The organism is Immundisolibacter cernigliae (assembly GCF_001697225.1).
In the GTDB taxonomy this organism is placed as follows: Bacteria; Pseudomonadota; Gammaproteobacteria; order Immundisolibacterales; family Immundisolibacteraceae; genus Immundisolibacter; species Immundisolibacter cernigliae.
In genome coordinates, this window is the sequence record NZ_CP014671.1 from 417,061 (window position 1) to 440,043 (window position 22,983).

Sequence of the window (22,983 nt, forward strand, 5' to 3'; positions counted from 1 at the left end):
CGATGACCGCGCTGCGCCGCGCCCTGCCCTACCTGTGGCTGAACCTGGCCTGCGTGTTCTGGGCCGGCAACATGGTGATCGGCCGCGCACTGCGCGACTACCTCGGGCCGGGGCTGATCGTAAGCGTGCGCGGCGCGATGTCGCTGGTGGTGCTGGCGGTGCTGCTGCGCTTCCTGCGCCGCGACGACGAACCGCCGCTGCGCGAGGACTTCTGGCGCCTGTGCTTCATGGCCTTCAGCGGCGTGGCCGGCTTTCAGGGCGTGTTCTACCTGGGCCTGCGCTACACGGACGCCATAAACGCCGCGCTGATGAATGCCGCAGGTCCGCTGGTGGCGCTGGCGCTGGCCTATCTGGTGCTGCGCGCGGTGGTGCGACCGGTGCAGTGGGTCGGGGCGCTGGTGTCACTGGCCGGCATCGGCGTGATCCTGTCCGCCGGCAGCCTCGAGCGGCTGGCCAGGCTGCACTTCAACGGCGGCGATCTGCTGCTGCTCGGCTCGATGGTGCTGTGGGGTGCCTACTCGATCGCCGGACGCGCGGTGATGCGCCGCCGCTCGGTGCTGTCGGTGACGGCCCTCACGTCGGCCCTGTCGCTGCTGATGGTCGCGCCCTGGGGCCTTTGGGAATTCGCCACCACCGAGCCACGCTTCACGCCGTGGGTGTGGCAGGCGCTGGCCTTCATCGCCGTGTTCGTCGGCGTCGGCGCCCTGCTGGCGTGGAACACCGGCGTCAAGGCAGTCGGCGCCGCCGAGGCCATGGCCTTCATGAACATGACCCCCGTCTACACTGTCGCCCTGTCGACCCTGCTGCTGCACGAACCGATGCGCACCTATCAGCTCGCCGGCGCGGTGCTGGTGGTCGGCGGCAGCCTGCTGGCGGCGCTTGGACCCCAGTGGCTGCAGCGCCTGCGGCGCGCGCCGGCCACCGAATCGAGTTGAACCCGATGGACAGCCTGTACGGAAAAACGCTCTTCATCACCGGCGCCAGCCGCGGCATCGGCAAGGCGATCGCGCTGCGCGCCGCCGAGGACGGCGCCAACATCGTCATCGCCGCCAAGACCAGCGAGCCGCACCCCAGGCTGGCGGGCACCATCCACACGGCGGCGCAGGAAATCGAGGACGCCGGCGGGCGCGCCCTGCCGCTGCTCATGGACGTGCGCGACGCGGATGCCGTGGACGCCGCCGTGGCGCAGGCCGTGGCGCACTTCGGCGGCATCGACATCCTGGTCAACAACGCCTCCGCCATCAGCCTGACCGGCACGCTGGACACGCCGGTCAAGCGCTTCGACCTGATGATGGACGTCAACCTGCGCGGCACCTGGCTGGCGTCGCGCGCCTGCCTGCCGCACCTGCTGCGGGCCGAGAACCCGCACATCCTGGTGCTGTCGCCGCCGCTGAACCTGGAGCCGCGCTGGCTGGCGCCGCACCCGGCCTACACCACCACCAAGTACGGCATGAGCCTGTGCATGCTCGGCCTGGCGGAGGAATTTCGCGAGCATGGCGTGGCCGTCAACGCCCTGTGGCCGCGCACGGTGATCGCCACCGCCGCCATCGACCTGCTGCCGGACGTCGACCCGGCCGCCTGCCGGCGACCGGAGATCGTGGCCGACGCCGCGCACTGGATCCTGACCCGGCCCAGCCGCGACGCGAGCGGCAATTTCTACATCGACGAAGCCGTGCTGGCGCAGGCCGGCGTGACCGATTTCGACCGCTACGCCGTGGACCCCGCCCGCGAGCTGATGATGGACCTGTTCCTGGACTGATTGCGCCGCGCAAGTGTCGGCGCCGTGGCAGCGCGACGCCGCTCCCACGGGGGGCGCCCCCGCCGCGAATCTTCCGGACCGCGATCGCCGCACCCGAAGATTTCGGCCCGAGGGCGGGCCTCCCACGGAGTTATCCAGTTGTCATCGCCACTCGCCCCATAATCCAACGATCCAACCCCCTTCGACCTCGCGGCACAAAACCACCGCACACCTCGTCCCTTGATTCTTTCCCCTTGAATCTTGAATCTTGCCCCTTGAATCTATTTCTTACGCATCCCCACACATCGCTCAATGCCGTCAGCAAAGCGCTGCACCATATTGTCCAGCGTGTAATGCTGCGCATCGCGCAACGCCGCCTGCTTGATCGCATCCAGCCTGGCGCGGTCGTTGAACAGTGCAATCACCGCCTCCGCATAACGATCCGCCCCACCATGCACAACCAGGCCATTCTCCCCATCCCGCAGATAGGCGATCTCCGGGCTGTGCCGGGACTCCGCCGTCGTGATCATCGGCGTGCCCGAACAGAATGAATCCAGAATATGCAGTCCAACCAGGCCAGGGTTGATCACGACATCGGCCAGCTTGAACCAGGCCGCTTTCTCCTGGCCCTTGCGCACCCCTACCCACTTCAGCCATGGCCGCGTCTCGGCCGCCGCCCGTATTTCGCTGGCGCTGGGGCCGTCGCCGATCACCACCAGGCGAAACGCGGGCAGCGCGGCATGGATGCCGTCTGCCGCCGCCACCATGTAGTCCAGGCGTTTGTCCGGGTAGAGCGATCCGCAAAACAGGCCGACTGGCGCGCCCTCCGGCGCATCGATCTCCACCCGCATCGCCTGCAATTGCGCATCCGTCACGCTGGCCAGATCGCGCTCGAACGCCTCGTTGTCGATCGCATTGTCCAGGCAGGTAATGCGCTCCTGCGGATATCCCGCGCGGCGCACGATCTGCACCGTCATGTCCGTGTAGGCAAACCACCAGTCCACCCGCGTCAGGATCACCTGCTTCCACTTCTCGCGCAGGCCGGCCGGGGCGTCGCTCTGGAAATTCACCCCGTGCCCCCAGTACGCCACCCGGCGCGGCGACCATAACCGGCCCAGCAGCAAGGGATAGTTCGACAGAATGCGGTTCTCCTGCATCACCACCACCAGATCGGCATCGCGCAGATCGGCCGGGAAAGGCTGCCACACCAGATCGCGCGCGCCCAGTTCCCAGAAACGGTTTTGCACCTTGTGCGCCCAGGGCAACGAACCCTCGTCCTTCTTGACTGACTCGCGCCGCGACGCCTGGCCATGCACCAGATGCAGGTCGATACCTCGACTGGCGCAGGCCTCGCGCAGGCGATCGAACAACGCTGTCCTGTAATGCAACAGTCGATATTGAAAGACAACGGCTTTCTTCATATCCAACACGCAGCAACCATCATGAAAACATCCGATCCAATGGTAACGATCTAGCCAATACCCACTTCTTGAAGGCTATCGGCAGCAGCATCCCGGCTGCTGCCAACAGCGGGAAATAAACCAGAAAATTCAAACCGTCCCAAGGCATCACCTTCAGCCCAATCCCCTTCAGCAGTCCCATTGCTTATAAGTCCTTAACGGTGCCACGCCAATCCCTGCCCAGTGCTTTATCGACCAGCGGCAACACACCATTGGCCCGCTCATCCCAGCTCATCTTTTCTCGAACGCGCTCTGCTGCTGCCCTGCTCATTGCCACGCGACTTTGCTCGTCATGGACAAGCTTCCGTATCGCATCCGCAAGCCCCTGAACCACGCCTGCCTCATTCCGGTTTCTGGTCGCTACAACTATCGCAGTTTCAGCCGTCACCAAAGTCGCTGGTCCACCGATGTCCAGACAGATCACCGGCAGCCCATTCGCCTGCGCCTCCAGCACCACATTGCCGCTGGAATCATGCAGGCTGGGAAACAGGAAACAATGCATGGTCCGGTACAGCGCGAACAGCTCCTGCTGCGGCATGTGGCTCACCCAGCGGAGGCTGTCCTGCACACCCGCCTCAGCCGCCACCTTGCGCAACTCTGGCTCGAACGGCCCCTTGCCCAGCAACGTGAACTCGACCGGCACCCCTTGTGCCACCGCCTGCGCCACGGCCCGGATCGCCAGATGCGCCCCCTTCCAGCCCAGCAGCCGGCCAGCGAACAAAACACGCAGCGGCTCGCCCGGCTGCCGCGCAGTGGGCTGAATGCCGGCAGGGGCATCAATGCCGATTTCGGGATACACGATTGCACGGCGGCGGAATGGCCACGGCAACGCCTGGCGAGTGTCTTCCGTCTTGGTGAGGATCAGCGTGGCCCTGGCATAGGTGTTCCATCCCGGATCATCATATAGTTCCGTCTCGGTCCCCGCTGCTGCTGGCGCGCGAGGTGTTCCGGGAGCTGGCAGGGGACGGGAAAGCGGTTGATCGGGAGGTGTCCGCATGCTGATTGCACTGCACAAACAAGCCCGCACCACGCCCCACGTGCGGGCGCAGATCGCGGCCAGTGATGAGCCGGTGGCGGTGCTGGCCCGCCGCTTTGGCGTCACCGAGCCGACGATCTACAAATGGAAGCGGCGCCCGGATGTCTACGACCGGCCGCACACCGCGCACCGCCTGCAAACGACGTTGACCCCCGGCCAGGAGGCGATCGTGGTCTACCTGCGCCGGGCCCTGCTGCTGCCGCTGGACGACCTGCTGGCGGTGACGCGCGAGTTCCTGTGTCCGGACGTGTCCCGCTCCGGGCTGGACCGCTGCCTGCGCCGCCACGGCGTGGGCAACCTGCGCGCCCTGCGCCCGGCGCCGGACAAAGCGGTCAGCAAGACCTTCAAGACCTACGTGCCCGGCTTTGTGCACGTCGACGTGAAGTACCTGCCGCAGATGGCCGACGAGGACCGGCGCCGGTTCCTGTTCGTGGCCATCGATCGGGCCACCCGCTGGGTTTACGTGGCCCTGAAAGCCGACAAGAGCGCGCGCTCGGCGCGCGCCTTCCTCAGTGCCCTGGCCACGGCCTGCCCGGTGCGCATCACGCGCCTGCTCACCGACAACGGCACCGAGTTCACGGACCGGCTGTTCGGGAGCCGGGCGCGGGCCCCGACCGGGACGCATGAGTTCGATCGCCTGTGCCAGGAACTGGGCATCGAGCACCGTCTGACGCCCCCGCGCCACCCGCAGACCAATGGCATGGTCGAGCGCTTCAACGGGCGCATCGCGGACCTGCTGCGCACGCACCACTTCAGGTCCAGCGAGGACCTGGAGCAGACCCTGCACCGCTATGTCACGCTCTACAACCACCACTTGCCGCAGAAGGCACTGAACGCCCAGACTCCGGCTCAAGCGCTTCAGCACTGGTACGCTTCAAAACCGGAGCTGTTTCATCGAAGGCCAAATAATCGGCCGGGACGTGACACATAGGCTGCCCACAGGAAAGGATCGAACAAGGCCACCTTGTTGAGCAGTGAGCGCAACAGTTCCTTGATCTTTTGGCGCCCGTGGATTGATCGCTTGAGCGCCAGCGGTGCATCTTCACCACCCCCCACAGGGCCGAATACAAAGGGTATTCCCAGATACCCCAGAAATGACGGATGGCGAAACACGCCATAGGTGCAATGGATGGCCAGATCAAATCGTTGCTCGCGCTGCAGGCGTCGCGCAAACTCCAGCAAGCCGAATTGCCACAACGTATAGAGCAGCGGGGCGGTCGTCGAATTGAGCGGCATTGCCCGCAGCCAGGCCGGGCGAAAAAAGACGACGTGCACATTGGGCGGCAATTGCACGCCCTCGGCTTCGACCAGTGGGCGGCGGGTCGCGTCCGTGATCACCGTCACCTCATGCTGCTTGCCCAGTTCTTCCGCCCAGCGCCAGCCGACGCCGGGCTCGCTGCCGACGTTGGGTGCAAAGGCAAATGCACTAAGCAGGATTTTCATGCTGTGTCAGGCGACGGTAATAGGCGGGCGGCGGCTCAGAACTTGTCGCCCATGGCCAGATAGCTGCCATAGATCAGCAAGGGGAAACGGCTGCCCACATAGCGCGACACCTTGCCGCTGCCGTATACCCTCACCCGCGAAAAGCCGGCCATCCGCAACTTGAGCTTGAGTGTGTCGGGGAAGTGTTGCGATACGTGTGCTCCGCCAAGAATGCTGCGCCCGCGGAGTTTCCGCTTGATGTCGCCGGGGTTCGGCGTCGTCAGCAAGAGTCGTCCACCTATTTTCAGCACCCGGAAAATCTCGCCTAGCGTCTGGTCGACGTCGGCCTGATAGATATGCTCGATGAACTCGCCCGCCACCACTGCGTCGTAGGTTCCGTCCTCGTTCGGGATCTTGGTGGAGTAGCCATGCACGCCTTCCTCGTACACATCCTTTGGCAGACGATCCAGCCGGGCGCGCACAGCATCCAGACCGTAAATCTTAAGACTGCCGTCCAGGGCCTTGAGCACGCTGCCGCCGCGCCCGGTATTGCAGCCGATATCAAGCACGCTGCGCGTTCCTGCCGGAAGGAATCGGTGAAACTGGCGATAGCGATCTTCCGTAAACGGATCAATCTCGCTTTCCGGCTGCGTCAGATTCAGCGCCTCGTAATTGTTATCCATCTTCTCGCCCAGCCAATTTCCACAAATTGCCATGACTGCATCATGCCCGGCCAAGAATGACCTTCGCATAGCCCCACATGAAATGCACCGGCCACAGCACCCCGCCGTGACGCCAGCACATCGTCAGCCAAGAGCGCCAAGGCAGGCCCTTGCGCGAGAAGATTTGCCGTATACGCAGCGGCAAGGGCGCTGCCTTGTCACGATGGGTTCCTTTCAAGGAATTTCGGGAGCACACGCCCACGTACCCGGCAGTCAACAAAATGCGGATACCCAGCTTGCGCGCCCGCATTGAATAATCCGTATCGCCCATGCCGTGCTCGAAGGCCGGATCAAGATTGCCGAGCCTGCGAGCGATGCCATCTGGAACCAGCACCACGTTTCCGTTCACTACATCCACATCCTGCGGCAACAGTTCCGGATGAACCATGACGCACAAAAAAGGGCGAAATCGTGGCGACACATAGCGCGCCCCTCCGTAGGTCGTCTTGCCGGTTTCCGGATCACTGACCGCTCCCACCACGATGGCCTCATCCGGCGCGGCCGAATCGCGCGCTGATAGCAGCAGGTTAAACGCATCCTGTTGCAGCATGGTGTCGTCGTTCAACCACACATAGGCTGGAAAGCCGACCTGCAAGGCCGCATCGAATGCCCGGTTCATGCTGCGGTTCCAGAAATAGCTGCCGTCGCCACGCAGAATCACGGCATCCGGCACCAGCGCCTGCACCGCCTCGGCCGTGCCGTCGGTCGAGCCATCATCAAACAGGAACAACTGGCATTCGACCCCGGCCTGCCTGGCAGCGATGGCCAGATGCTGTAGGCATTCAACGGTTTTGGCGCGGCGGTTGTAGCACGCCATCAGCACCGCAAGCTTCACGGCAGTCCCCAAGCCTGGTCATCGGACACAATCAAAACCGGGGACTCATCCACCTGAAGCCGCGTAAGTGAAGGGACAGCCTTCGCACTGCCTAGCAGCGTTTCAAGCTGCTGCGCCTGCCATTCAGCGGGCACGACCCAGTCAAGCGGGCCCGCTGTATTCCACACCAGTCGCGCCTGTCGTGTGCCCCGGTTCAGCGTGCAAATCCATAACTGGTCGTTCTGGGTGCGGCATTCCTTGATCGTTGCACCACGTAGCCAGCGCTCGGTTTTGATGTAGGCACGCCCGGCCGGGTTGATGTCTTTGCCTCGACCATACGCTAATGCCATGGTGGGGATATCCCACGAATACCAATAAAAGCGGCGTAGACCGGTCGCTGCCCCTAAGCTCAGCGCACGGGAAACAACAGCCGCACCCGCCTCGGGGCTGTACAGGGGCTGCGAGTCCGGACGTCGTCCCTCGCCATGCGGTTTGTCTGGTCCGTCGATGTAAAACCCCATTTCGGTGTTCCAGATATCGAGATGACCCTGACCATTCTCGCGCAACACCGCCTGCAGGCCCGTGATCAGCTTGGCCATCTGTTCCGGATTTTTGGAGTAGAAATGAAAGCCTATCGCGTCGACATACTTACCCCCCCCGCCTTGAGAAACACATCGACACGCTTGATACCGGTGTTTTCTCCCGATGGCGACATGGAAACGAGCTTCGCCCCGGGATCGATCTCGCGAATTACCTGCGAGGCGATACGCGCCATCTCCACCATGCGCGCAACGGGAAAACGTACCTTGCTTTGCCAGCCATCCACCTCCGTAAAGTGCGGCTCATTCATCAATTCGTAGAATTTGATGCGGCCCTTATAGCGGCTGAGGACCTGACGCAGATAATTTTCCCAGTCCTGCATGGATTCCGGGGCTAGCGCATGGCCGGGATTCCAGTCGCTGACATGTGTCCGATCGGCCGCCCAGCGCGGTGGGTAGCCCAGAGTGAGCAACACTTCGACCCCCTGGCTTTCTGCTCGTGCCACGGCCTGATCAAGCGCACGGAAATTCCATCTACCTTTGAACGGCTCGATCTCGGACCAGGTGGTTTCGCCCGTGATGACGCGCCAACCATGAAAACGCGCCTGCGGCCAATAGCGTGTGGTCGCCCCCCACCGAACGTGCATCCCGAAGTACTCGGATTCCACAACCCGCGGACCATCGGGAGGCTCCAGGACCATGCCTGCCTGCGCCGGGATGCTGATGGGATAAAGAATCGCCGCCAGCAGGATGTGGATGACCCAGCGCCGAATCATGCCTGCGCCCCCCAGTTGTTGAATGCCCGGGCAAGTCCCGCTGACCCAGATCGAAGCGTTACGGGCTGCGCTGCCAGCAGCGTCAGGGCAAGCCCCAATGGCAGGATCATGTTGTATTCCGCTGCGTATGTGAGGAAGAAAAACACCTGCCCCAACAGGAGCGCCAGCAGGACCTTGTTGTCCAAAACCTGCGCTGCGCGGGAGTGCGGCCAGCGCCACATGCCACGGATGGCAAACGCATAGGCTGCCAGCATTGCGAGCAAGCCCACCAGCCCGGTCCGCAAGAGCATGGTGACGTACTGGCTGTGCGGCGATTGCGTCAGTTCAGTCTGCGAGGCCTCGATGCGGCGGTTGAATCCCGAGCCAAAGGGAAAGCCCGCCAGATTGACCAAGGGACCGGAAGTTGCCCATTGCTGTACCAACGCCTGCCAGCTCTGGACACGCCAGGTCATCGTACTGTTTTGCTGGCCAACCTCCTCGACCGAGCGGGACAACGACTGCTGAAGCCGATCCAGTTTGCCGCCCAGGAGTAGTGGGGTGAGCACTACTGCACCGATGACGGCCGCGGCCAGCGCCCCCGTCAATGCCCGCGAACGCACCTTGCCTGCTGCAAGAACCAGCACCGCCGTGGACACGAAGGCCATCACCCACAGCGTGCGATGCTGAAGCACGACGATGCAGATGAACAGGATGGGAACCAGACCGCTCCACCACGCCGGCCCGATCTTGTTGAGCCGGGCATACAGGCCAATGATGAAACCCTGCACCAGGAAGAAAGTCTGGGTCGAGGTGAACACGCGCAGGGACTGTCCTCCCTCGTTCCAATAGTGGGTAATCTCCAGGCCGGCTGCCAGTGCCAGCCAGCGGAAGCAGGCAATCACAACCATGACCGCAGATGCAAACATCCAGGAACGGGCAATTGTTTCGAGATCGGCCGAACTCAGGCGGAAGGTCATGAGATACCAGACGCCCGCCCAGAAATAGAAGTAAGGCCGCAATTCGACACCCGACTTGCTACCGAACTTCAGCACGCCGAGAGCGAATGAAAAAGCCAGCATTGCACCAAAAATCAGCCACAGGTAATGCGGCCAACGAAGTTTGGTCACGAACAGCCGCAACAAACCCGCCGCGCCGATGAGCAGGAACAGCAGGTCGGGGATGAACAGGTTCACGCCTAGCGGTAGGCTCGGCTGCACGATGATGATGGCTTCGAGCAGGAACACCCAGATCACCCAGCGTATTGCCAGTGTCGGACGTTGGTAAAAACTCCATACGCCGTAAAACAACACTAGGGGCAGCACGAACGCCCCCACAAAAAGGGTGGCAGTAAAGACAAAATGCAAGACAGGAAAAAGCCATTCCATCAGTTAGGGCTCCCGGTTGGGTTCACCGTTCTGACGCGCGAAGCACGCGACTGCGGCGCCAGCACGAACAGGGCTGCCAGAACCAGCGCGCCGATCCCCCCAGGCACCAGCACGCCGGCCTTGTTGCTCCGGCGACTGCGCCCGGCAAGCCACCAGATGGCGCCTAGGCTGGCCAGCGTCGCCACCCAGACCGTGAAGTAGCCGAGCACCATCACTACCAGCAGCAGGAAGGGGGCGACTAACATCACGCCCGACCGCCGCTCTTTCAGCCCTAGCCACATCGACAAGCCGCGCAGCATGGCCACGGCGATGACGAAGGTGGCGGAGGAATCCAGTACCCGCAAAGGCAGCGCCTGAAAGACCAGACCCGGCGTGAAGTAGAAAGCTTCCATGATCAGACCCCCGCGCCACGCATCGCGGACAAGCGCTGCAACAGCGGCAGGCGCGTAAACAGAAACGCCAAGTCGTCACCCAGCACCTGCCGCGGCCACAACATCCCAATCAGAAGCAGACCAGCGCTCGCCGCGCCGACCAGACCCGCCAGGCGCAACACCGCCCCGGCATGCGTGCCCATCAACACACTTTCCATCACACCTAACAGCAGCATGACCGCCGCTGCCAGCAGGAGTGGGCTGCGCAAGGCGCGCACAATGCGGACCAGCGGGATATCCAGATCCCTCGCCAGTGCAACGGTCATCAATGTGGCCCGGGCTGCATAAACCGCGCAGACCGCCCAGGCCAGCACGGTGAGGGAGTGCTGCATGAGCAGCATCAGGACGACGAGCAGGGCAATGGCGACGGCTGTCTGCACCTTCAGTTCAACGCCGGTGCGGCCGCGGCCCCACAGGATCGGGCCCGCCACTGCCATCAGCGCGTGGAAGGGCATAGCCACGCACAGGGCGGCGAATACCGGGCCGGCCTCGGACCAGCGCGCGCCGTACAACCCGACGACGACGCTGTCGGCCACGACCGCGGCGCCAAAGAAGATCGGCAGGGTGACCAGCGCAACCGCCTTGAGCAAGGCCAGGTAACCCCGGGACAGGGACGCATGATCCTCCTGCGCCCGGCTGCTGGTGGCGAACACCACCTGCTGGATGGTGTTGACCACGTGGTTCACGGGGGTGCGCGCCAGGCTGTAGGAAACCGAATACACGCCCAATGCCCCCAGTCCCTTGAAACGGGCGATCAGCAGGTTGTCCAGGTTTTCCGTCACCCAGTTGGCCAGATTGCTGCCCACCACGCGCAGACCGAAGGTCGGCAGTCCGACAGGCAGCCTTGTCCAGCGTGGTCGCAACGGCTGTGGCGCGGCGTGCGCGCAGATGGCCGCCATGACGAGCTGTTGCACCAGCAGCGCCACGACCAGACTCCAGCCACCCCATCCCAGGACGGCCAGCGGAATCGCCGTCAAGACGAAGCCGGCGAAATAGCCGGTCACCTGTGCCATCTGGATGCGCCGGAAATCGATGCGCCGCCGCAGTTCCGCCGTGGGCAGGACGATGAAGGCGGTAATCATGATGGCCAATGCCATGACGCGAATGCCGTCCTGCAAATCAGGCGCCTCAAGCAACGCTGCAAACCACGGCGCCCCCCAGTACACGCCCGCGGCCACCCCGGCATGGCTGAGTAGCAAATGCCCCCAGGCCGTGCGGCGGATGTCCTCGGTCAACTCGCCGCGCTGGACCAGCGCCATGCCGAGTCCAAGATCGGCCATCAGCACGGCGAGTCCGTAAACCAGCAGGCTGCCACCGAAAAAGCCGAAACCGGCCGGATCGATCAGTCGGGCCAATACGACCATGGCGCCGAATTGCAGCAGGATGCGCGCGAGGATGCCGAGCACATTCCACTTGAATGCGCGCATGGCCTTGCCCAGCAATGCGGCGCGTTCGCCGTTCATCCCTGCGTTTCCACGGCCAGCGGCACCACGCCGTAGAGCGCCAGATCGGTGGCGGTCCGGTTGCAGTGGAGCGTGAGTTGTAGCCGGTCCAGCAATGCTTGTGGCAGCCGGCCGTCCTCGGCCACGGGAACGCCGCGCGGGCAGCGTGCTGGCTCGCTTGCGACGTGTGCGCGAAAACGCGCCGTGGCGCCGTGGGGCGGACGTTGCGCCGCTTCATGTCCCCACAGGCTCAGCATGCCCTCCTCCACCTGTAGCTGCGGTGCAAACCATACGTAGGGCGCGCGCGAAAGAAAGGCTCCCCACAGGCTGAAGGATGAGACTGAACACACCAGCAGGTCGGCGCTCGCCATGGCCAGCAGATCGCTGCAGACGGAATCGCGCTGGTGGAAGCCGGTTACCGGAGAAAAATGCTGGATGAACGGCGCTACGGCTTCGGGCGTGCCGTCGGTGAACAACTGAAACTGCACCCGATGGCCGAAATGGTGGCGCAGCTGGTCGCATACGGCCATGTACCAGGCCAGCGGCAAGGCGCGGTTGAAGCAACCGCGGTAGTCGATGTTTTCGTCTGCGGCCTTGAAATCACCCGCCCGGATGTGGACCGCCACCGTCAGGCGCTCCGGATCGAGACGCACCCGCCAGTCGCCCAGGTTCCGGGCCGTGCCGCGCGCCGCATAGAGCTGCGACAGCACGTAATCACGCGCTTCGCGCACGGCCAGGAAACCGCCCCACATGCCGCCGACTTCCAGCGCAAAGAGACGCTTCTCCCTCCACCCCAGGCGTTCAGCGAACACCGCAACCGCCTTGCGGAAATCGTGCTCGCCGGTGGACAGGTAATCGGTCTCGGTAAACCGGTAGCGCGGCATCGCCTTCAGCAGTGCGCGATGCGTCACCCAGTCCAGGCGCGACGTGCCGAAATAGCGCCGGTACTGGCGCGGGTTGAGTCCAAAAGCCGGCGGCAGGGCCTTGCCGTCGATGGCCTGCGCCGCCAGCCAGGCCTTGGCCCAGGGATAGAGTTCGTTGCCGAGCCCGGCGCCGCGTCCGATCACCGCGGGCAGGCAAAGGCGAATGCCTGTGGACGGACGTGCGGGCGTGTCGGATACGTACATGGTTTCAGCTTGCTGCATGATGGCGGAAGCGCGTTTCCATGTTGCGCCAGAGCCAGACCAGCAGGGCCAGCACCGAGAGAATCGCAAGGCCGAGCCAGTGCGATTTCATTCCGTGTGTGCCGAGGCCTGCAAGCGCAGCCGCCTCGGCGTGGCCTTCAATGTATTTCGTCACGACGAATCCCTTCTTGGGCCGGCGCCGGCAGCTCGATGAGCCAAGGACCTACCTGGCCCGACAGCACCGCACGCCTCGACGTAGAGGGCGCAGTAATCGCGCACGCCGCGCTCCGCACCGAACGTGCGGTGCACCACTGCACTGCGCGCCGCACTGTGGTCGTCTAGGCCCGGCCCTCGATCCAGCAGGGGCTGCAGGGCTGCAGTCACGCTTCGGGCGTCGGGCTGGCAATAGGCAATACCGTCCAGGTACTGGCGTATGTCGGCCAGGCCGGGAACGTCGGCCAGCAGCGCGGGCAATCCCATGCCGAGCGCTTCGAGCGTGGCGATGCTGAAGCCTTCGAACAGCGAGGGCATGACGTACAGATCCGCTGCGCAAAGGATCGGACGCACGTCGTCGACGGCACCGATGAAGCGGATGCGCTCGGCGAGCCCCAGGCGTCTGGCCAGCGCTCGCTCGGGTTGACCCTGTTCTTCCAGCCCCACATGCAGGTAGCGCCAGGCTGTGTGCGTACAGGTCGGCAGGGCCTCGATGAGCGCCGTGTGGTTCTTGGTCTGCGAGCAGTTGCCCACCGTGACCATCACGTATTCGTCCTCCCGGATGCCCAGAGTGGCACGCGCCTGCGCCCGTGCATCGGGCGTGACGGGCTGGAAACGGACGCCGTCGAACCAGTTGGGAATGAGGGTCGGGGCGGTTCCGTACAGGCTGCGCTCGGTCTGGTCCACGCCGGGCGCGATGCTCACGAAGCGCACGCCGAGGCGTTCGGCCATGCGTCTTTCCAGGCCGCGCCGAACACGCAGAAAGCCACCGAAATTGAAATTGTTGTGGACGGTGCGGACCAGTCTGGCGCTGCCCGCCAGTCGGGCCGCGACGACGTAAGGGAAGAACCCGCGCTCGGAATGCAGGTGCACGAGGTGGTATCCGGCCCGCCCGGCAAAACGCGCGACCTTCAGGAAAAACAAGGGTGAGCGCGAAAACGGAATATGGTGGATACGGTAGCCCGCCGTCTCCAGCGCACCCGCATAAGGACCGACTTCCCTGCCCGTGGACAGAATCCCGCACTCCACGCCCTGCGCGCGAAAGAGCGGCGCGGCGATACGCAGCATGGTTTCCGCCCCCGAGGGCCGAAGCTCATTGAGAACGTGCAGGACTCTCATGCCGACACCTCACCGGTGGCATGAGCCGGCACACGGTCGGAGTGCGCCAGTACCTGCTGGTAGTGCTCCAGGTAGGACTGGGCCACTGCGGCGGGCGAAAACACCTCGCTTGCACGGGCACGCCCCCGCTCCGAACAGCGCACATAGCATTCGGGGTTTTCGAGCAGCTTCAGGACGGCTTCGGCGATTTTCCTGGGCGATCGGACATCGACCAGCGCGCCGCCGCCTGAATCCGCGCCTAATACCCATGGCACCGCACCGCTATCGCGCCCCGCAACCACAGGCACGCCCAGCGCCATTGCCTCGGCGATTGTCATGCCGAAGGATTCCTCGAGCGCCGGATGCAACAACAGGTCCATCCCGGCCAGTTGTTTCATCGTCTCCGTGTAGGGCGTCCATCCGTGGAAAACGAACGCATTTTCCATTTTCTGCGCCACCGTCCATGTCCAGGCCTGCTCCGCGGGCCCGTAACCCGGGCCGTACAGGTGCATTTCCGCTTGCGGGTAGACAGCGCGAATGTGTTTCATCGCAAGCAGACCCGGCTCGGGGTTTTTCCTGGGAGACCAGCCGTTCAACAACATGGCGATCCTCGGCGCCCGCGCCGCCAGATCAGGTGCACGGCGCACGCGCCCGCTCTCGATCAACCCTCCGGGAAGCGGATTGGGTACCACGCTCAATGGCGCACGCGTCATCCCTTGCAGGGCCTCGACCAGGTAGGGTGAAACAACCGTGGCGTGCCGCGCCCGCCGCAGGACGGATTTCGCCATGAGCAGCCTGCCGACTCGATAAAGATCGCGTTGCACCTTCAAAATGGCCCAAGGGGAATCGTGGCAAGTCAGCACGCATGGCAAGCCGGAATCCAAGGCTGCTGCGCCAAACTCGTAGCTCCAATGCGCATGGACAATTTCGGGACATTCCTGCCGTATCGCATCCGCAAGCGCATGACGTTCCAGCGCAAAGAAATCCAGCATCCGCCCACGCGCCCCCCGGTCAGAGCGCATGGCATGCCGACGCCGCGGAACGTAGTACATGGTGAATCGGTGTCCACGCGCGACGACCCGATTGTGACGAGAGGGCTCCAGTGCGGGATCGGTGCTAAATGCGCTGATTTCGTGCCCCAGGCCAAGCAGGGTCTCGATCAGGGTGACGAGCAGCGTGGCTCCCTTCATCTCGCGCGGAAGGTGGCGAGTATCTCCCTCCAGCAGATGTTCGATGTCAGGTGTGCCCAGCGGCCCGGCGATTCCTATGCGCATGTATTTGACTCTGTCAAGTCAATACACAGAAATATTTCTGACGAAGGCATACAAAGCGCCCGGATTCACTGTCCATCTGTCGATGCCAGGAAATCCCGGTACGCTCGCGCCAGCCCCTCGCGCATGACGGTCGAGGCCTTCCACCCCATCGCGTTCAGCCGCCCCACGTCCATCAGCTTGCGCGGCGTGCCGTCGGGTTTGGTGGCGTCGAATTCGATCGCGCCCTGATAGCCCACGGTGGCCGCCACGGTTTCGGCCAGTTCGCGGATGGTCAGGTCGTGGCCGACGCCGATGTTTATTACAGGGGCAAGGTCCAAGGTACAAGGTTCAAGGGGAGAGACGGATGGTTCAAGAGGCAAGGGGCAAGGTTCAGGGGGGGAGGCAGATGGCCAGAGTAGCTTGCTGAATTCGGCGTCGGGCAGGTTCATCAGGTAGAGGCAGGCGTCGGCCATGTCTTCGCTGTACATGAATTCGCGCCGGGGGGTGCCTGTGCCCCAGAGGGGGATGCAAGGTTCAAGATTCAAGGTGCAAGTTTCTTGGAAGAGCTTCTTCAGGTCTTCGGGGATGGGGCCGTTGCGGGCTTCGTCCTGTTCGATGGCGGACCAGTTGCGCTCGGATGCGAGTTTGGCCAGGTGGAACTTGCGGATCATGGCGGGGATGACGTGCGAGTCCATCAGGCTGTAGTTGTCGCCGGGGCCGTACAGGTTGGTGGGCATGGCGGCCAGGTACTGGGTGCCGTACTGGCGGTTGTAGCTCCAGCACATCTCGATGCCGGCAATCTTGGCCAGTGCGTAGGGCCGGTTGGTGGGTTCCAGCGGGCCGGTGAGGAGGTGTTCCTCTTTCAGGGGCTGGGGGGCCAGCTTGGGGTAGATGCAGCTGGAGCCCAGGAACAGCAGGCGCCTGACGCTGTTTTTGTATGCGGCGTGGATGATGTTGGTCTGGATGGCGAGGTTGTCGCGGATGAATTCGGCGGGGTAGGTGTCGTTGGCGTGAATGCCGCCGACTTTGGCTGCCGCCAGGAAGACGTAGTCGGGCTTCTCGGCGGCAAAAAAGGCTTCGACGGCGGCCTGGTTTGTGAGGTCGAGTTCGGCGTGGGTGCGGGTGAGCAGATTCGCGTAGCCGCGTTCGTGCAGCTTCCTCATCAGCGCGGAGCCGACGAGGCCGCGGTGGCCGGCGACGTGGATTTTAGATTCAAGGTTCAAGATTCAAGATCCAAGTTGGAAGATTCAAGGTTCAAGATTCAAGATTCAAGGGGCAAGATGCAAGGTTCAAGACTCAAGATGCAAGGTTCAATCAGGGGGGCGTGTGCGGGCGCGGATGGTGCGGATTAGGGCGTGGAGCATTTTGGAGATTTCCTCTGCTTCGTTCAGCCAGCGTTTGCCTTGTTCGCGGTCGATGTAGCCGATGTCCATGCCTATGTAAATTTGTGTTCTGAGTTCGCCGGCTGAGCCTTTTGCGTAGTTCATGAAGTTGGCGATCTCCTTGTCCGATCCGCGTTCGTGGCCCTCTGCGATGTTCGAGGGAATCGACAAGCCTGCGCGCGTGATCTGGTCTCGAAACCCAAAGTCCTTCAGGTCAACAAACGCCTTGTAAAGATCAGCACTCAACCGCGCCGACCTCTTCCAAACTTCCAGCTCCTCGAACCGAGCCACGACCGCGCCTCTTAAACCTTAAATCTTGAGTCTTGAGTCTTGAATCTTGTACCTGCCGCTACTCGTGGTAGTCATAAGCCTGAAACCCCGCCATCTTGACCAGCGCATCTCGCCGAGCAGCACTGTAGTCGGCGGTAACCATTTCCTTGACCAACTCGGACAGGGTGGTGGGCGGAGACCAGCCGAGTTTCTCCCGCGCCTTGCTGGCGTCGCCGAGCAGCGTTTCCACTTCGGTCGGGCGGAAGTAGCGCGGGTCGACGCGCACGATGGCCTGGCCAGGTTTCAGCTGGGCGACGCGGCCATCCGTGGCCGGTCCGGGGTTGACTGAGTCGACGTAGCCGACCTCGTCGGCGCCCTGCCCTTCCCAATGCAGGCCGATGCCCAGTTCGGTGGCGGCGAATTCGACAAACTGGCGCACGCTGTACTGCACGCCGGTGGCGATGACGAAGTCTTCCGGCTGCTGCTGCTGCAGCATGAGCCACTGCATTTCGACATAGTCGCGGGCGTGGCCCCAGTCGCGCAGGGCCGACAGGTTGCCCAGGTACAGGCAATCCTGCAGGCCCAGCGCGATCCGAGCGACCGCGCGGGTGATCTTGCGCGTGACGAAGGTCTCGCCGCGCAGCGGGCTTTCGTGGTTGAACAGGATGCCGTTGCAGGCGTACATGCCGTAGGCCTCGCGGTAGTTCACCACGATCCAGTAGCCGTATAGCTTGGCGACGGCGTAGGGGCTGCGCGGGTAGAAGGGGGTGGTCTCCTTCTGGGGTGTTTCCTGCACCAGGCCGTACAGCTCGGAGGTGGAGGCCTGGTAGAAGCGGGTCTTCTTCTCCAGGCCGAGGATGCGGATGGCCTCCAGCAGGCGCAGCACGCCGATGGCGTCGGAGTTGGCGGTGTATTCGGGCTCCTCGAAGCTGACCGCGACGTGGCTTTGCGCGGCCAGGTTGTAGATTTCGTCCGGCTGCACCTGCTGGATGATGCGCACCAGGCTGGACGAGTCGGTCATGTCGCCGTAGTGCAGGACGAAGTTGCGGTTGTCGACGTGCGGGTCCTGGTACAGGTGGTCGATGCGGTCGGTGTTGAACAGGGACGTGCGGCGCTTGATGCCGTGCACGATGTAGCCCTTCTTGAGCAGGAACTCGGCGAGGTAGGCGCCGTCCTGGCCGGTGATGCCGGTAATGAGGGCGATTTTTTTTGACATGGTGTTGCGGCCTTCTGGTCGGTCGATTCCGGCATTGCCGGGGGGAGTGCGTTGCCCTGCGGCGTGCCTATTGCAGGCCGGACAGGCGCTTGCGGGTTTCGGGCGGCACTGCCGCAAGCAGGTCCTGCAGGAACCGTGCCTGCTGCGCGAATGCGCGCTCGTCGTCGGGGTCGATGGTCGAGGCCCGCACCAGCATGCCGTCCGGTATCTGGCCGCGGAATCCGTAGCGCAGCTGTGCCAGCTTGCCCTGCAGGCTGCCGATGATGGCGCGGTCGCCGACCATGACCCAGTAGGTGACCGGTTCGTGGCGCGGCCCGAACTGGGTGGTGAGTCGGCGCGCGGGAATTTCGCCCCATTGGGTCGGCAGGTTGGCGTTTACCGTGCTCAGAAGTTGCGCGCCCTGCGCCGGGTAGCAGACTTCCGGCCGGTGCACCTGCAGGTCGTCGCTCTGGTTGCTGCCGTAGGCGATGGACAGCATGACGCGCACGCCCTCCGCGTTCACGTAGCTGCGCATGAGGACCTGGCTGTAGATGCGGTCGATGGTTTCCTGCTGGCGCGGGTCGACGATCTGAACTTGCTGTTTCTGTTCGATCCAGGTGCCGAACTGGCGCGGGATGGCGGTTTCCAGCTGGAAGGTGTCCGCGCCGGCGGCCTGGCGCGTCGGCTTCATGGCGTAGGCCAGGCCGGCGGCGGCCAGCATGCAGATGCCGATCAGTACGACGCGCAGCGTGGGGATGGTTTGTGGCATGGAGCGGTTCCGTCAGACTGATCAGGCGGACTGTCGCCGCGGCTCGCGCAGTCCGGGCAGCAGACCCAGCAGCGCGTCCAGCGCCAGCAACATCGCCAGCGCGAACAGGTACAGCGAGATGCCGGCCAGGCCGTGCAGGTAGCCCTGGGCGGCGGCATCGCCCATGTGGAAGGTGATCAGCGCCAGGGTCACCACGCGCAGCGTGTTGGCCAGGAAGGCGATCGGCACGATGGCGAGCACCAGCAGGCCCAGCCGCAGGCGGTTCTTGTAGCCCATCAGGTGCAGGTAGAACAGGCCAACCGCGGCCAGCGAATAGATGGAATGCATGCCCGAGCAGGCATCCGCCACCAGCAGCTGGTACGGCCCCAGGTGCAGCAGCACGCCCGCCCGCGCGATGGGATAGCCGGCCGCGAACAGGAGCTGCGCGGCCAGTGCCGAGGCGTGCTGCTTCAGCGGCCCGGTGACGGCGTCCACCAGAAAGCCCGGCAGCGGAATCAGAAAAATCAGAAAAAACAGCGGAAACCACAAGCGCCGCACCGCAGCCGGGCCCACCAGCGCCAGCAGGCATCCGACCAGCACCGGGATGGCCGAGCCGATTTCCAGAATCAGGATGTCCTGCGAGCGGCCGATGGCGTACAGCAACAGGCCGGGCAGCAGCCACAGCCAGCCGGCGAGCGGGCGGGGTTGCGGCGCCGCCGAGAAGGCATCGCGGCCGGACCAGATCAGCCACAGCACCACGGCCAGTATCAGCGGCCCGTGGGCCTGATCCTCGGACTGCCATACGCCGGTGGCCAGGCCATACACGGTCGGCCCGTACAGCACGGCCAGTCCGAGCAGCACCGGCCAGGCGGCGAGCCAGCGCGGCCCGGAATGCGCAATCGACGTGGGATGCACCGCTGCCATGTGGTTCAACCCCGGTTCAGGACTATGCCCAGCGCCGGAATGCCGGTCGAGGCGAGGGTCTGCGTGAGGGTGTCGAGGCCGGTTAGGCTGGTGCGGTTGCGGCGCGCCACCAGCAGCGCGGCGCGGGCCGCGGCGGCGATGTAGTACGCGTCGCCACCGGGTCCGGTCGGCGGGGTGTCCAGAATCACCAGGTCGAAGCGGTCCGCCACGTCGCTCAGGAAGGTCTGCAGCGCCGGACGGGCCAGCAGTTCCGTGGCATTGGGCGGCACCGGGCCGGACGGCAGCACGGCCAGGCCGCTGAAACCGGGCAGCGGCGAGATGAAAGCGGCACAGCCGCGCCCGGCGAGCAGGGCCGACAGGCCGCCGCTGCCCACGGCGGATCGAAACAGCGTGTGCTGGCTGGGCCGGCGCAGGTCGGCATCCACCAGCAGCGTGCGCAGGCCAAGTTCCGCGAACGACACGGCAAGGTTGGCGGCCAGTGTGCTGCGGCCGTCGCCGCCCTCCGGGCTGAGCACGGCCAGCGCCGGGTGGCCCTCGGCGCGACCGACCCCGGCCAGGCTCAGGCGCATGCGCAGGGCGCGCAGCTGCTCCGCCTGATGGCCAAACGGCTGCGCCAGCGCGTACAGGGTGGGGTCGGTAACCGCGCTACCGGGCTTCCACGGGTAGCCGAACTGCTCGGCGAGGGCCGAATCCAGATCGGCACCGCTGAGCAGGCCAAGCGCCTGCGCCGCCTCGCCGAAGCGCACGGCATGTTGTTTTTGGTGCTCGACGATGCGGGCCAGGTCGGTGCTGGCCAGCTTGCCGTCCTGCACCAGGCGTTCGCCGATGCGATCGGCGGCCAGCGGCGCCGGCTCGTGTCCGGCGGTCGTGTCCGGTTTCATGCCGGTCCCTCCAGTACGCCCAGCACGGGCAGGTTGAGGCGCTGCTCCAGCATGCGCGGGCCGCGCACCTTGGGCATCAGCAGTTCCAGCAGCAGGGCCGCGCCCGCGCCGAACAGGGTGCCCAGGAATACGCCGATGATCAGGTTGAGTTTTGTGTTCGGGCTGCTGCGCTGGGTGGGTACGACCGCCGGGGTCAAAACTGCGACGTTGGTGTCCGAGACGCGGCTTTGCAGCTGACTTTCGTTGTAGCGCTGGGCGGCCACGTCGTAGGCGGCCTGCGCACTCATCACGTCGCGCTCCAGGGTCGGCATCTGGTCGCGCGCTTCCTTGAAGGCGAGCACCTTGGCGCGCTGGGCATCGAGATCCTTGCGCAGTGTCTCGACCCGGCTGCGGGCGATGTCGGCTTCGTTGGCGACGCTGCGCGTGAGCCGGTCGAGCGCCGTGGCCAGCCGCCCGCGCACGCTGGCCACCTCGGCCTCGGCGCGCTGCAGTTGCGGATGGTTGGCGCCGTACTGTTCCTGCAACTGGACCAGATCCGCCTCGCGTCGGGCCAGGTCGACCTTGAGGCTCTGCAGGTAGCCGTCGGTGGAGAATTCGCGCAGGCTCTCGATGCTGCCGCCGCCCTTGCGGATGCGCGTCAGTTCCTGCTGGCGGGTCTCGGCGTCGTGCATCAGGCCCTCGGCCTGCACCAGTTGCGAGCTGAGGTCGTTCAGGCGGGCGGTTTCGATGTCCAGCCGCTCGTCGCTGGCGAAGATGCCACGCTCGCGCTGGAAGGCCGACAGCCGCGCCTGGGCATCCTCCAGACGCTGACGCAGGGCGGTCAGTTGCGAGTCCAGCCAGGCGCTGTCGCGGCGGGCCGGATCGACGCTCAGTTCCAGGTTGGTCTCGATGTACGCGTCGGCAAAGGCATTGGCGAGGGCGGCCGCGAACCGCGGATCCGTGCCGCGATAGGTGAGGTTCACCACCCGGCTGTCGGGGGTCGGCGTCAGGGTCAGATCCCTGCGCAGGACGTCCGCCAGCCAGTGGCGGATGGAGCCCTCGCCGTCGGTGGCGTCCTGCCACAGCTCGCGTGCGGTTGCCTGTTCCGCCAGCTTGAGTTTGTCGACCACCTTGAGGGCCACGTTCTGACTCTGAATGATGTCGAACTGGGTGGCCATGTAGCTTGGCGCCATCTGCACCGGCAGCATCTGCGTCTGCTGGTCGCGAAAGGTGATCAGCAGCGCGGTGGTGGCGTCGTACTTGTCGGGCAGCACCAGGGTGAGGCCCAGCGCCGCCAGCACGGAGGCGGCCAGGGTGCCGAGCAGCACGTAGCGGCGCGCCCACAGGATCTGCAGAAAATGCTGGATGTCCATGTCCGACCTCAGAACAGGCGTTCGCGAACGACGATGATGTCACCGGCCTGCAGCGGCTGGTCGAAATCGGCGTCGATTTCGCTCACTGTGCCGTCGGCCGCCTGGCGACGGATGCGGATGCCGCGGTCGGTGCCGCGCGGCGAGATGCTGCCGCCCAGCGCCAGCCCCTGCTGCACAGTCATGTGGTGATCCAGCGGATAGGCACCGGGGCGCTGCACCTCGCCGAACACGTAGATCATCTCTGCCCTGGGTACGTAGATGACCTCGCCACCGCGCAGCACCGGATTGGCACCCGCGCCGTCTGCCAGGGTCGTGCGCAGGTCGATCTCCTGCCGGCGGCCATCGCCGGTGACCAGCACCACTTTTTCGCTGCCGCTCTGCGCCACGCCGCCGGCCTGTGCCACGGCCTCCACCAGCGTGACTTGGCGGTCCATGGGATAGCGACCCGGCCGGTTGATGTAGCCCAGCACCGATACCAGGCGGCTCTGGTACTGCTCCACCAGCACGCTGATTTGCGGGTCGCTGACGAAATCACCCTGCTGCAGGGCCTTGGCGATGGTCGCCTCGGCCTCGCGCTCGGTCAGGTCGGCCACGGTCACTGCCCCGGCCAGCGGCACCTTGACCTTGCCCTCCGGCCCGACGCGGCTTTTGACGGCCAGGTCCGGGTGCTCGAACACGGTGATCTGCAGCACGTCGCCGGGGCCGATCTGGTAATCGGCCGCCAGCGCGCCACCGGCCGCCACTGCCAGCAGCATGCCGCCGATTGTCCTGAGCCATCGCTTCATCATTGATTTTCCTG

At 64.5% G+C, this 22,983-nt stretch carries 26 protein-coding genes; 3 read left to right on the forward strand and 23 right to left on the reverse strand.

The window, feature by feature from the left end; translation table 11 throughout:
- Positions 1–2 precede the first annotated feature (2 nt).
- On the forward strand, positions 3–935 hold the full coding sequence (locus tag PG2T_RS01990; protein ID WP_068802588.1) for a DMT family transporter: 933 nt from the start codon (positions 3–5) through the stop codon (positions 933–935).
- Positions 936–940: 5 nt separating this feature from the next.
- A complete protein-coding gene (locus PG2T_RS01995) occupies positions 941–1,759 on the forward strand; it encodes an SDR family oxidoreductase (protein ID WP_068802589.1) in 819 nt (272 codons plus the stop codon).
- A gap of 260 nt (positions 1,760–2,019) precedes the next feature.
- On the opposite strand, the gene PG2T_RS02000 is transcribed toward PG2T_RS01995, so the two are convergent.
- Genes PG2T_RS02000 through PG2T_RS02005 form a run of 3 tightly spaced genes read right to left on the reverse strand, consistent with a single transcriptional unit; the run spans position 2,020 to position 3,997 of the window.
- Positions 2,020–3,159, reverse strand: coding sequence for a glycosyltransferase family 4 protein (locus PG2T_RS02000; RefSeq protein WP_068802590.1), 1,140 nt, complete (start codon positions 3,157–3,159; stop codon positions 2,020–2,022).
- Positions 3,160–3,178: 19 nt separating this feature from the next.
- Positions 3,179–3,340 carry a hypothetical protein gene (locus PG2T_RS16195; protein WP_158513122.1) on the reverse strand — a complete coding sequence of 54 codons (162 nt, stop codon included), beginning with the start codon at positions 3,338–3,340 and terminating at the stop codon, positions 3,179–3,181.
- A gap of 3 nt (positions 3,341–3,343) precedes the next feature.
- Positions 3,344–3,997: a glycosyltransferase family 4 protein gene (locus tag PG2T_RS02005; RefSeq protein WP_068802591.1), complete on the reverse strand. Its 654-nt coding sequence runs from the start codon at positions 3,995–3,997 to the stop codon at positions 3,344–3,346.
- 196 nt (positions 3,998–4,193) lie between these two features.
- Here PG2T_RS02005 and PG2T_RS02010 point away from each other — a divergent pair, with 196 nt between their 5' ends.
- Positions 4,194–5,165 (forward strand): IS481 family transposase, encoded by a 972-nt coding sequence (locus PG2T_RS02010; RefSeq protein ID WP_068802538.1) that lies wholly within the window; start codon positions 4,194–4,196, stop codon positions 5,163–5,165.
- On the opposite strand, the gene PG2T_RS02015 is transcribed toward PG2T_RS02010, so the two are convergent.
- From PG2T_RS02015 to PG2T_RS02100, 20 genes are all read right to left on the reverse strand, one after another.
- The gene (locus PG2T_RS02015; RefSeq protein WP_068802592.1) at positions 5,126–5,677 is read right to left on the reverse strand and encodes a glycosyltransferase family protein; all 552 of its coding nucleotides are present in this window, start codon (positions 5,675–5,677) and stop codon (positions 5,126–5,128) included. The genes PG2T_RS02010 and PG2T_RS02015 overlap by 40 nt on opposite strands.
- Positions 5,678–5,712: 35 nt before the next feature.
- Positions 5,713–6,339: a class I SAM-dependent methyltransferase gene (locus tag PG2T_RS02020; RefSeq protein WP_068802593.1), complete on the reverse strand. Its 627-nt coding sequence runs from the start codon at positions 6,337–6,339 to the stop codon at positions 5,713–5,715.
- A 40-nt stretch (positions 6,340–6,379) separates the two neighbouring features.
- Complete coding sequence (locus PG2T_RS02025; protein WP_083214699.1) at positions 6,380–7,213, reverse strand: glycosyltransferase family 2 protein; 834 nt, start codon at positions 7,211–7,213, stop codon at positions 6,380–6,382.
- Positions 7,210–7,791: a hypothetical protein gene (locus PG2T_RS15920; RefSeq protein ID WP_145930958.1), complete on the reverse strand. Its 582-nt coding sequence runs from the start codon at positions 7,789–7,791 to the stop codon at positions 7,210–7,212. The genes PG2T_RS02025 and PG2T_RS15920 overlap by 4 nt, the downstream gene beginning before the upstream one ends.
- A 32-nt stretch (positions 7,792–7,823) precedes the next feature.
- Positions 7,824–8,507, reverse strand: a complete 684-nt coding sequence (locus PG2T_RS02030; RefSeq protein ID WP_068802594.1) for a beta-galactosidase — start codon at positions 8,505–8,507, stop codon at positions 7,824–7,826.
- On the reverse strand, positions 8,504–9,871 hold the full coding sequence (locus tag PG2T_RS02035; RefSeq protein ID WP_083214700.1) for an O-antigen ligase family protein: 1,368 nt from the start codon (positions 9,869–9,871) through the stop codon (positions 8,504–8,506). Before PG2T_RS02035 ends, PG2T_RS02030 begins: the two co-directional genes overlap by 4 nt.
- Complete coding sequence (locus PG2T_RS02040; RefSeq protein ID WP_068802596.1) at positions 9,871–10,263, reverse strand: hypothetical protein; 393 nt, start codon at positions 10,261–10,263, stop codon at positions 9,871–9,873. The genes PG2T_RS02035 and PG2T_RS02040 overlap by 1 nt, the downstream gene beginning before the upstream one ends.
- 2 nt (positions 10,264–10,265) lie before the next feature.
- On the reverse strand, positions 10,266–11,744 hold the full coding sequence (locus PG2T_RS02045) for a lipopolysaccharide biosynthesis protein (protein ID WP_158513124.1): 1,479 nt from the start codon (positions 11,742–11,744) through the stop codon (positions 10,266–10,268).
- 17 nt (positions 11,745–11,761) lie between these two features.
- Positions 11,762–12,889 (reverse strand): O-fucosyltransferase family protein, encoded by a 1,128-nt coding sequence (locus tag PG2T_RS02050; protein ID WP_145930959.1) that lies wholly within the window; start codon positions 12,887–12,889, stop codon positions 11,762–11,764.
- Positions 12,876–13,043: a hypothetical protein gene (locus tag PG2T_RS16200; protein WP_158513125.1), complete on the reverse strand. Its 168-nt coding sequence runs from the start codon at positions 13,041–13,043 to the stop codon at positions 12,876–12,878. The genes PG2T_RS02050 and PG2T_RS16200 overlap by 14 nt, the downstream gene beginning before the upstream one ends.
- The gene (locus tag PG2T_RS02055; RefSeq protein WP_083214701.1) at positions 13,040–14,200 is read right to left on the reverse strand and encodes a glycosyltransferase; all 1,161 of its coding nucleotides are present in this window, start codon (positions 14,198–14,200) and stop codon (positions 13,040–13,042) included. The genes PG2T_RS16200 and PG2T_RS02055 overlap by 4 nt, the downstream gene beginning before the upstream one ends.
- Positions 14,197–15,453 (reverse strand): glycosyltransferase family 4 protein, encoded by a 1,257-nt coding sequence (locus tag PG2T_RS02060; RefSeq protein ID WP_083214702.1) that lies wholly within the window; start codon positions 15,451–15,453, stop codon positions 14,197–14,199. The genes PG2T_RS02055 and PG2T_RS02060 overlap by 4 nt, the downstream gene beginning before the upstream one ends.
- A 65-nt stretch (positions 15,454–15,518) precedes the next feature.
- Complete coding sequence (locus PG2T_RS02065) at positions 15,519–16,655, reverse strand: GDP-L-fucose synthase family protein (protein WP_068802601.1); 1,137 nt, start codon at positions 16,653–16,655, stop codon at positions 15,519–15,521.
- Positions 16,656–16,742: 87 nt separating this feature from the next.
- Positions 16,743–17,105: a four helix bundle protein gene (locus PG2T_RS02070; protein WP_068802602.1), complete on the reverse strand. Its 363-nt coding sequence runs from the start codon at positions 17,103–17,105 to the stop codon at positions 16,743–16,745.
- A 58-nt stretch (positions 17,106–17,163) separates the two neighbouring features.
- Positions 17,164–18,300, reverse strand: a complete 1,137-nt coding sequence (gene gmd, locus PG2T_RS02075) for a GDP-mannose 4,6-dehydratase (protein WP_068802603.1) — start codon at positions 18,298–18,300, stop codon at positions 17,164–17,166.
- Positions 18,301–18,367: 67 nt separating this feature from the next.
- On the reverse strand, positions 18,368–19,048 hold the full coding sequence (gene epsI, locus PG2T_RS02080; RefSeq protein WP_068802604.1) for an exosortase-associated protein EpsI, B-type: 681 nt from the start codon (positions 19,046–19,048) through the stop codon (positions 18,368–18,370).
- A gap of 21 nt (positions 19,049–19,069) precedes the next feature.
- On the reverse strand, positions 19,070–19,951 hold the full coding sequence (gene xrtB / locus PG2T_RS02085) for an exosortase B (RefSeq protein WP_068807578.1): 882 nt from the start codon (positions 19,949–19,951) through the stop codon (positions 19,070–19,072).
- 5 nt (positions 19,952–19,956) lie between these two features.
- On the reverse strand, positions 19,957–20,832 hold the full coding sequence (locus PG2T_RS02090) for a polysaccharide biosynthesis tyrosine autokinase (RefSeq protein ID WP_068802605.1): 876 nt from the start codon (positions 20,830–20,832) through the stop codon (positions 19,957–19,959).
- Positions 20,829–22,184, reverse strand: coding sequence for a chain length determinant protein EpsF (gene epsF / locus PG2T_RS02095; RefSeq protein ID WP_068802606.1), 1,356 nt, complete (start codon positions 22,182–22,184; stop codon positions 20,829–20,831). Before epsF ends, PG2T_RS02090 begins: the two co-directional genes overlap by 4 nt.
- Positions 22,185–22,192: 8 nt before the next feature.
- Positions 22,193–22,969, reverse strand: a complete 777-nt coding sequence (locus tag PG2T_RS02100; protein WP_068807581.1) for a polysaccharide biosynthesis/export family protein — start codon at positions 22,967–22,969, stop codon at positions 22,193–22,195.
- Between the last annotated feature and the right edge of the window lie 14 nt (positions 22,970–22,983).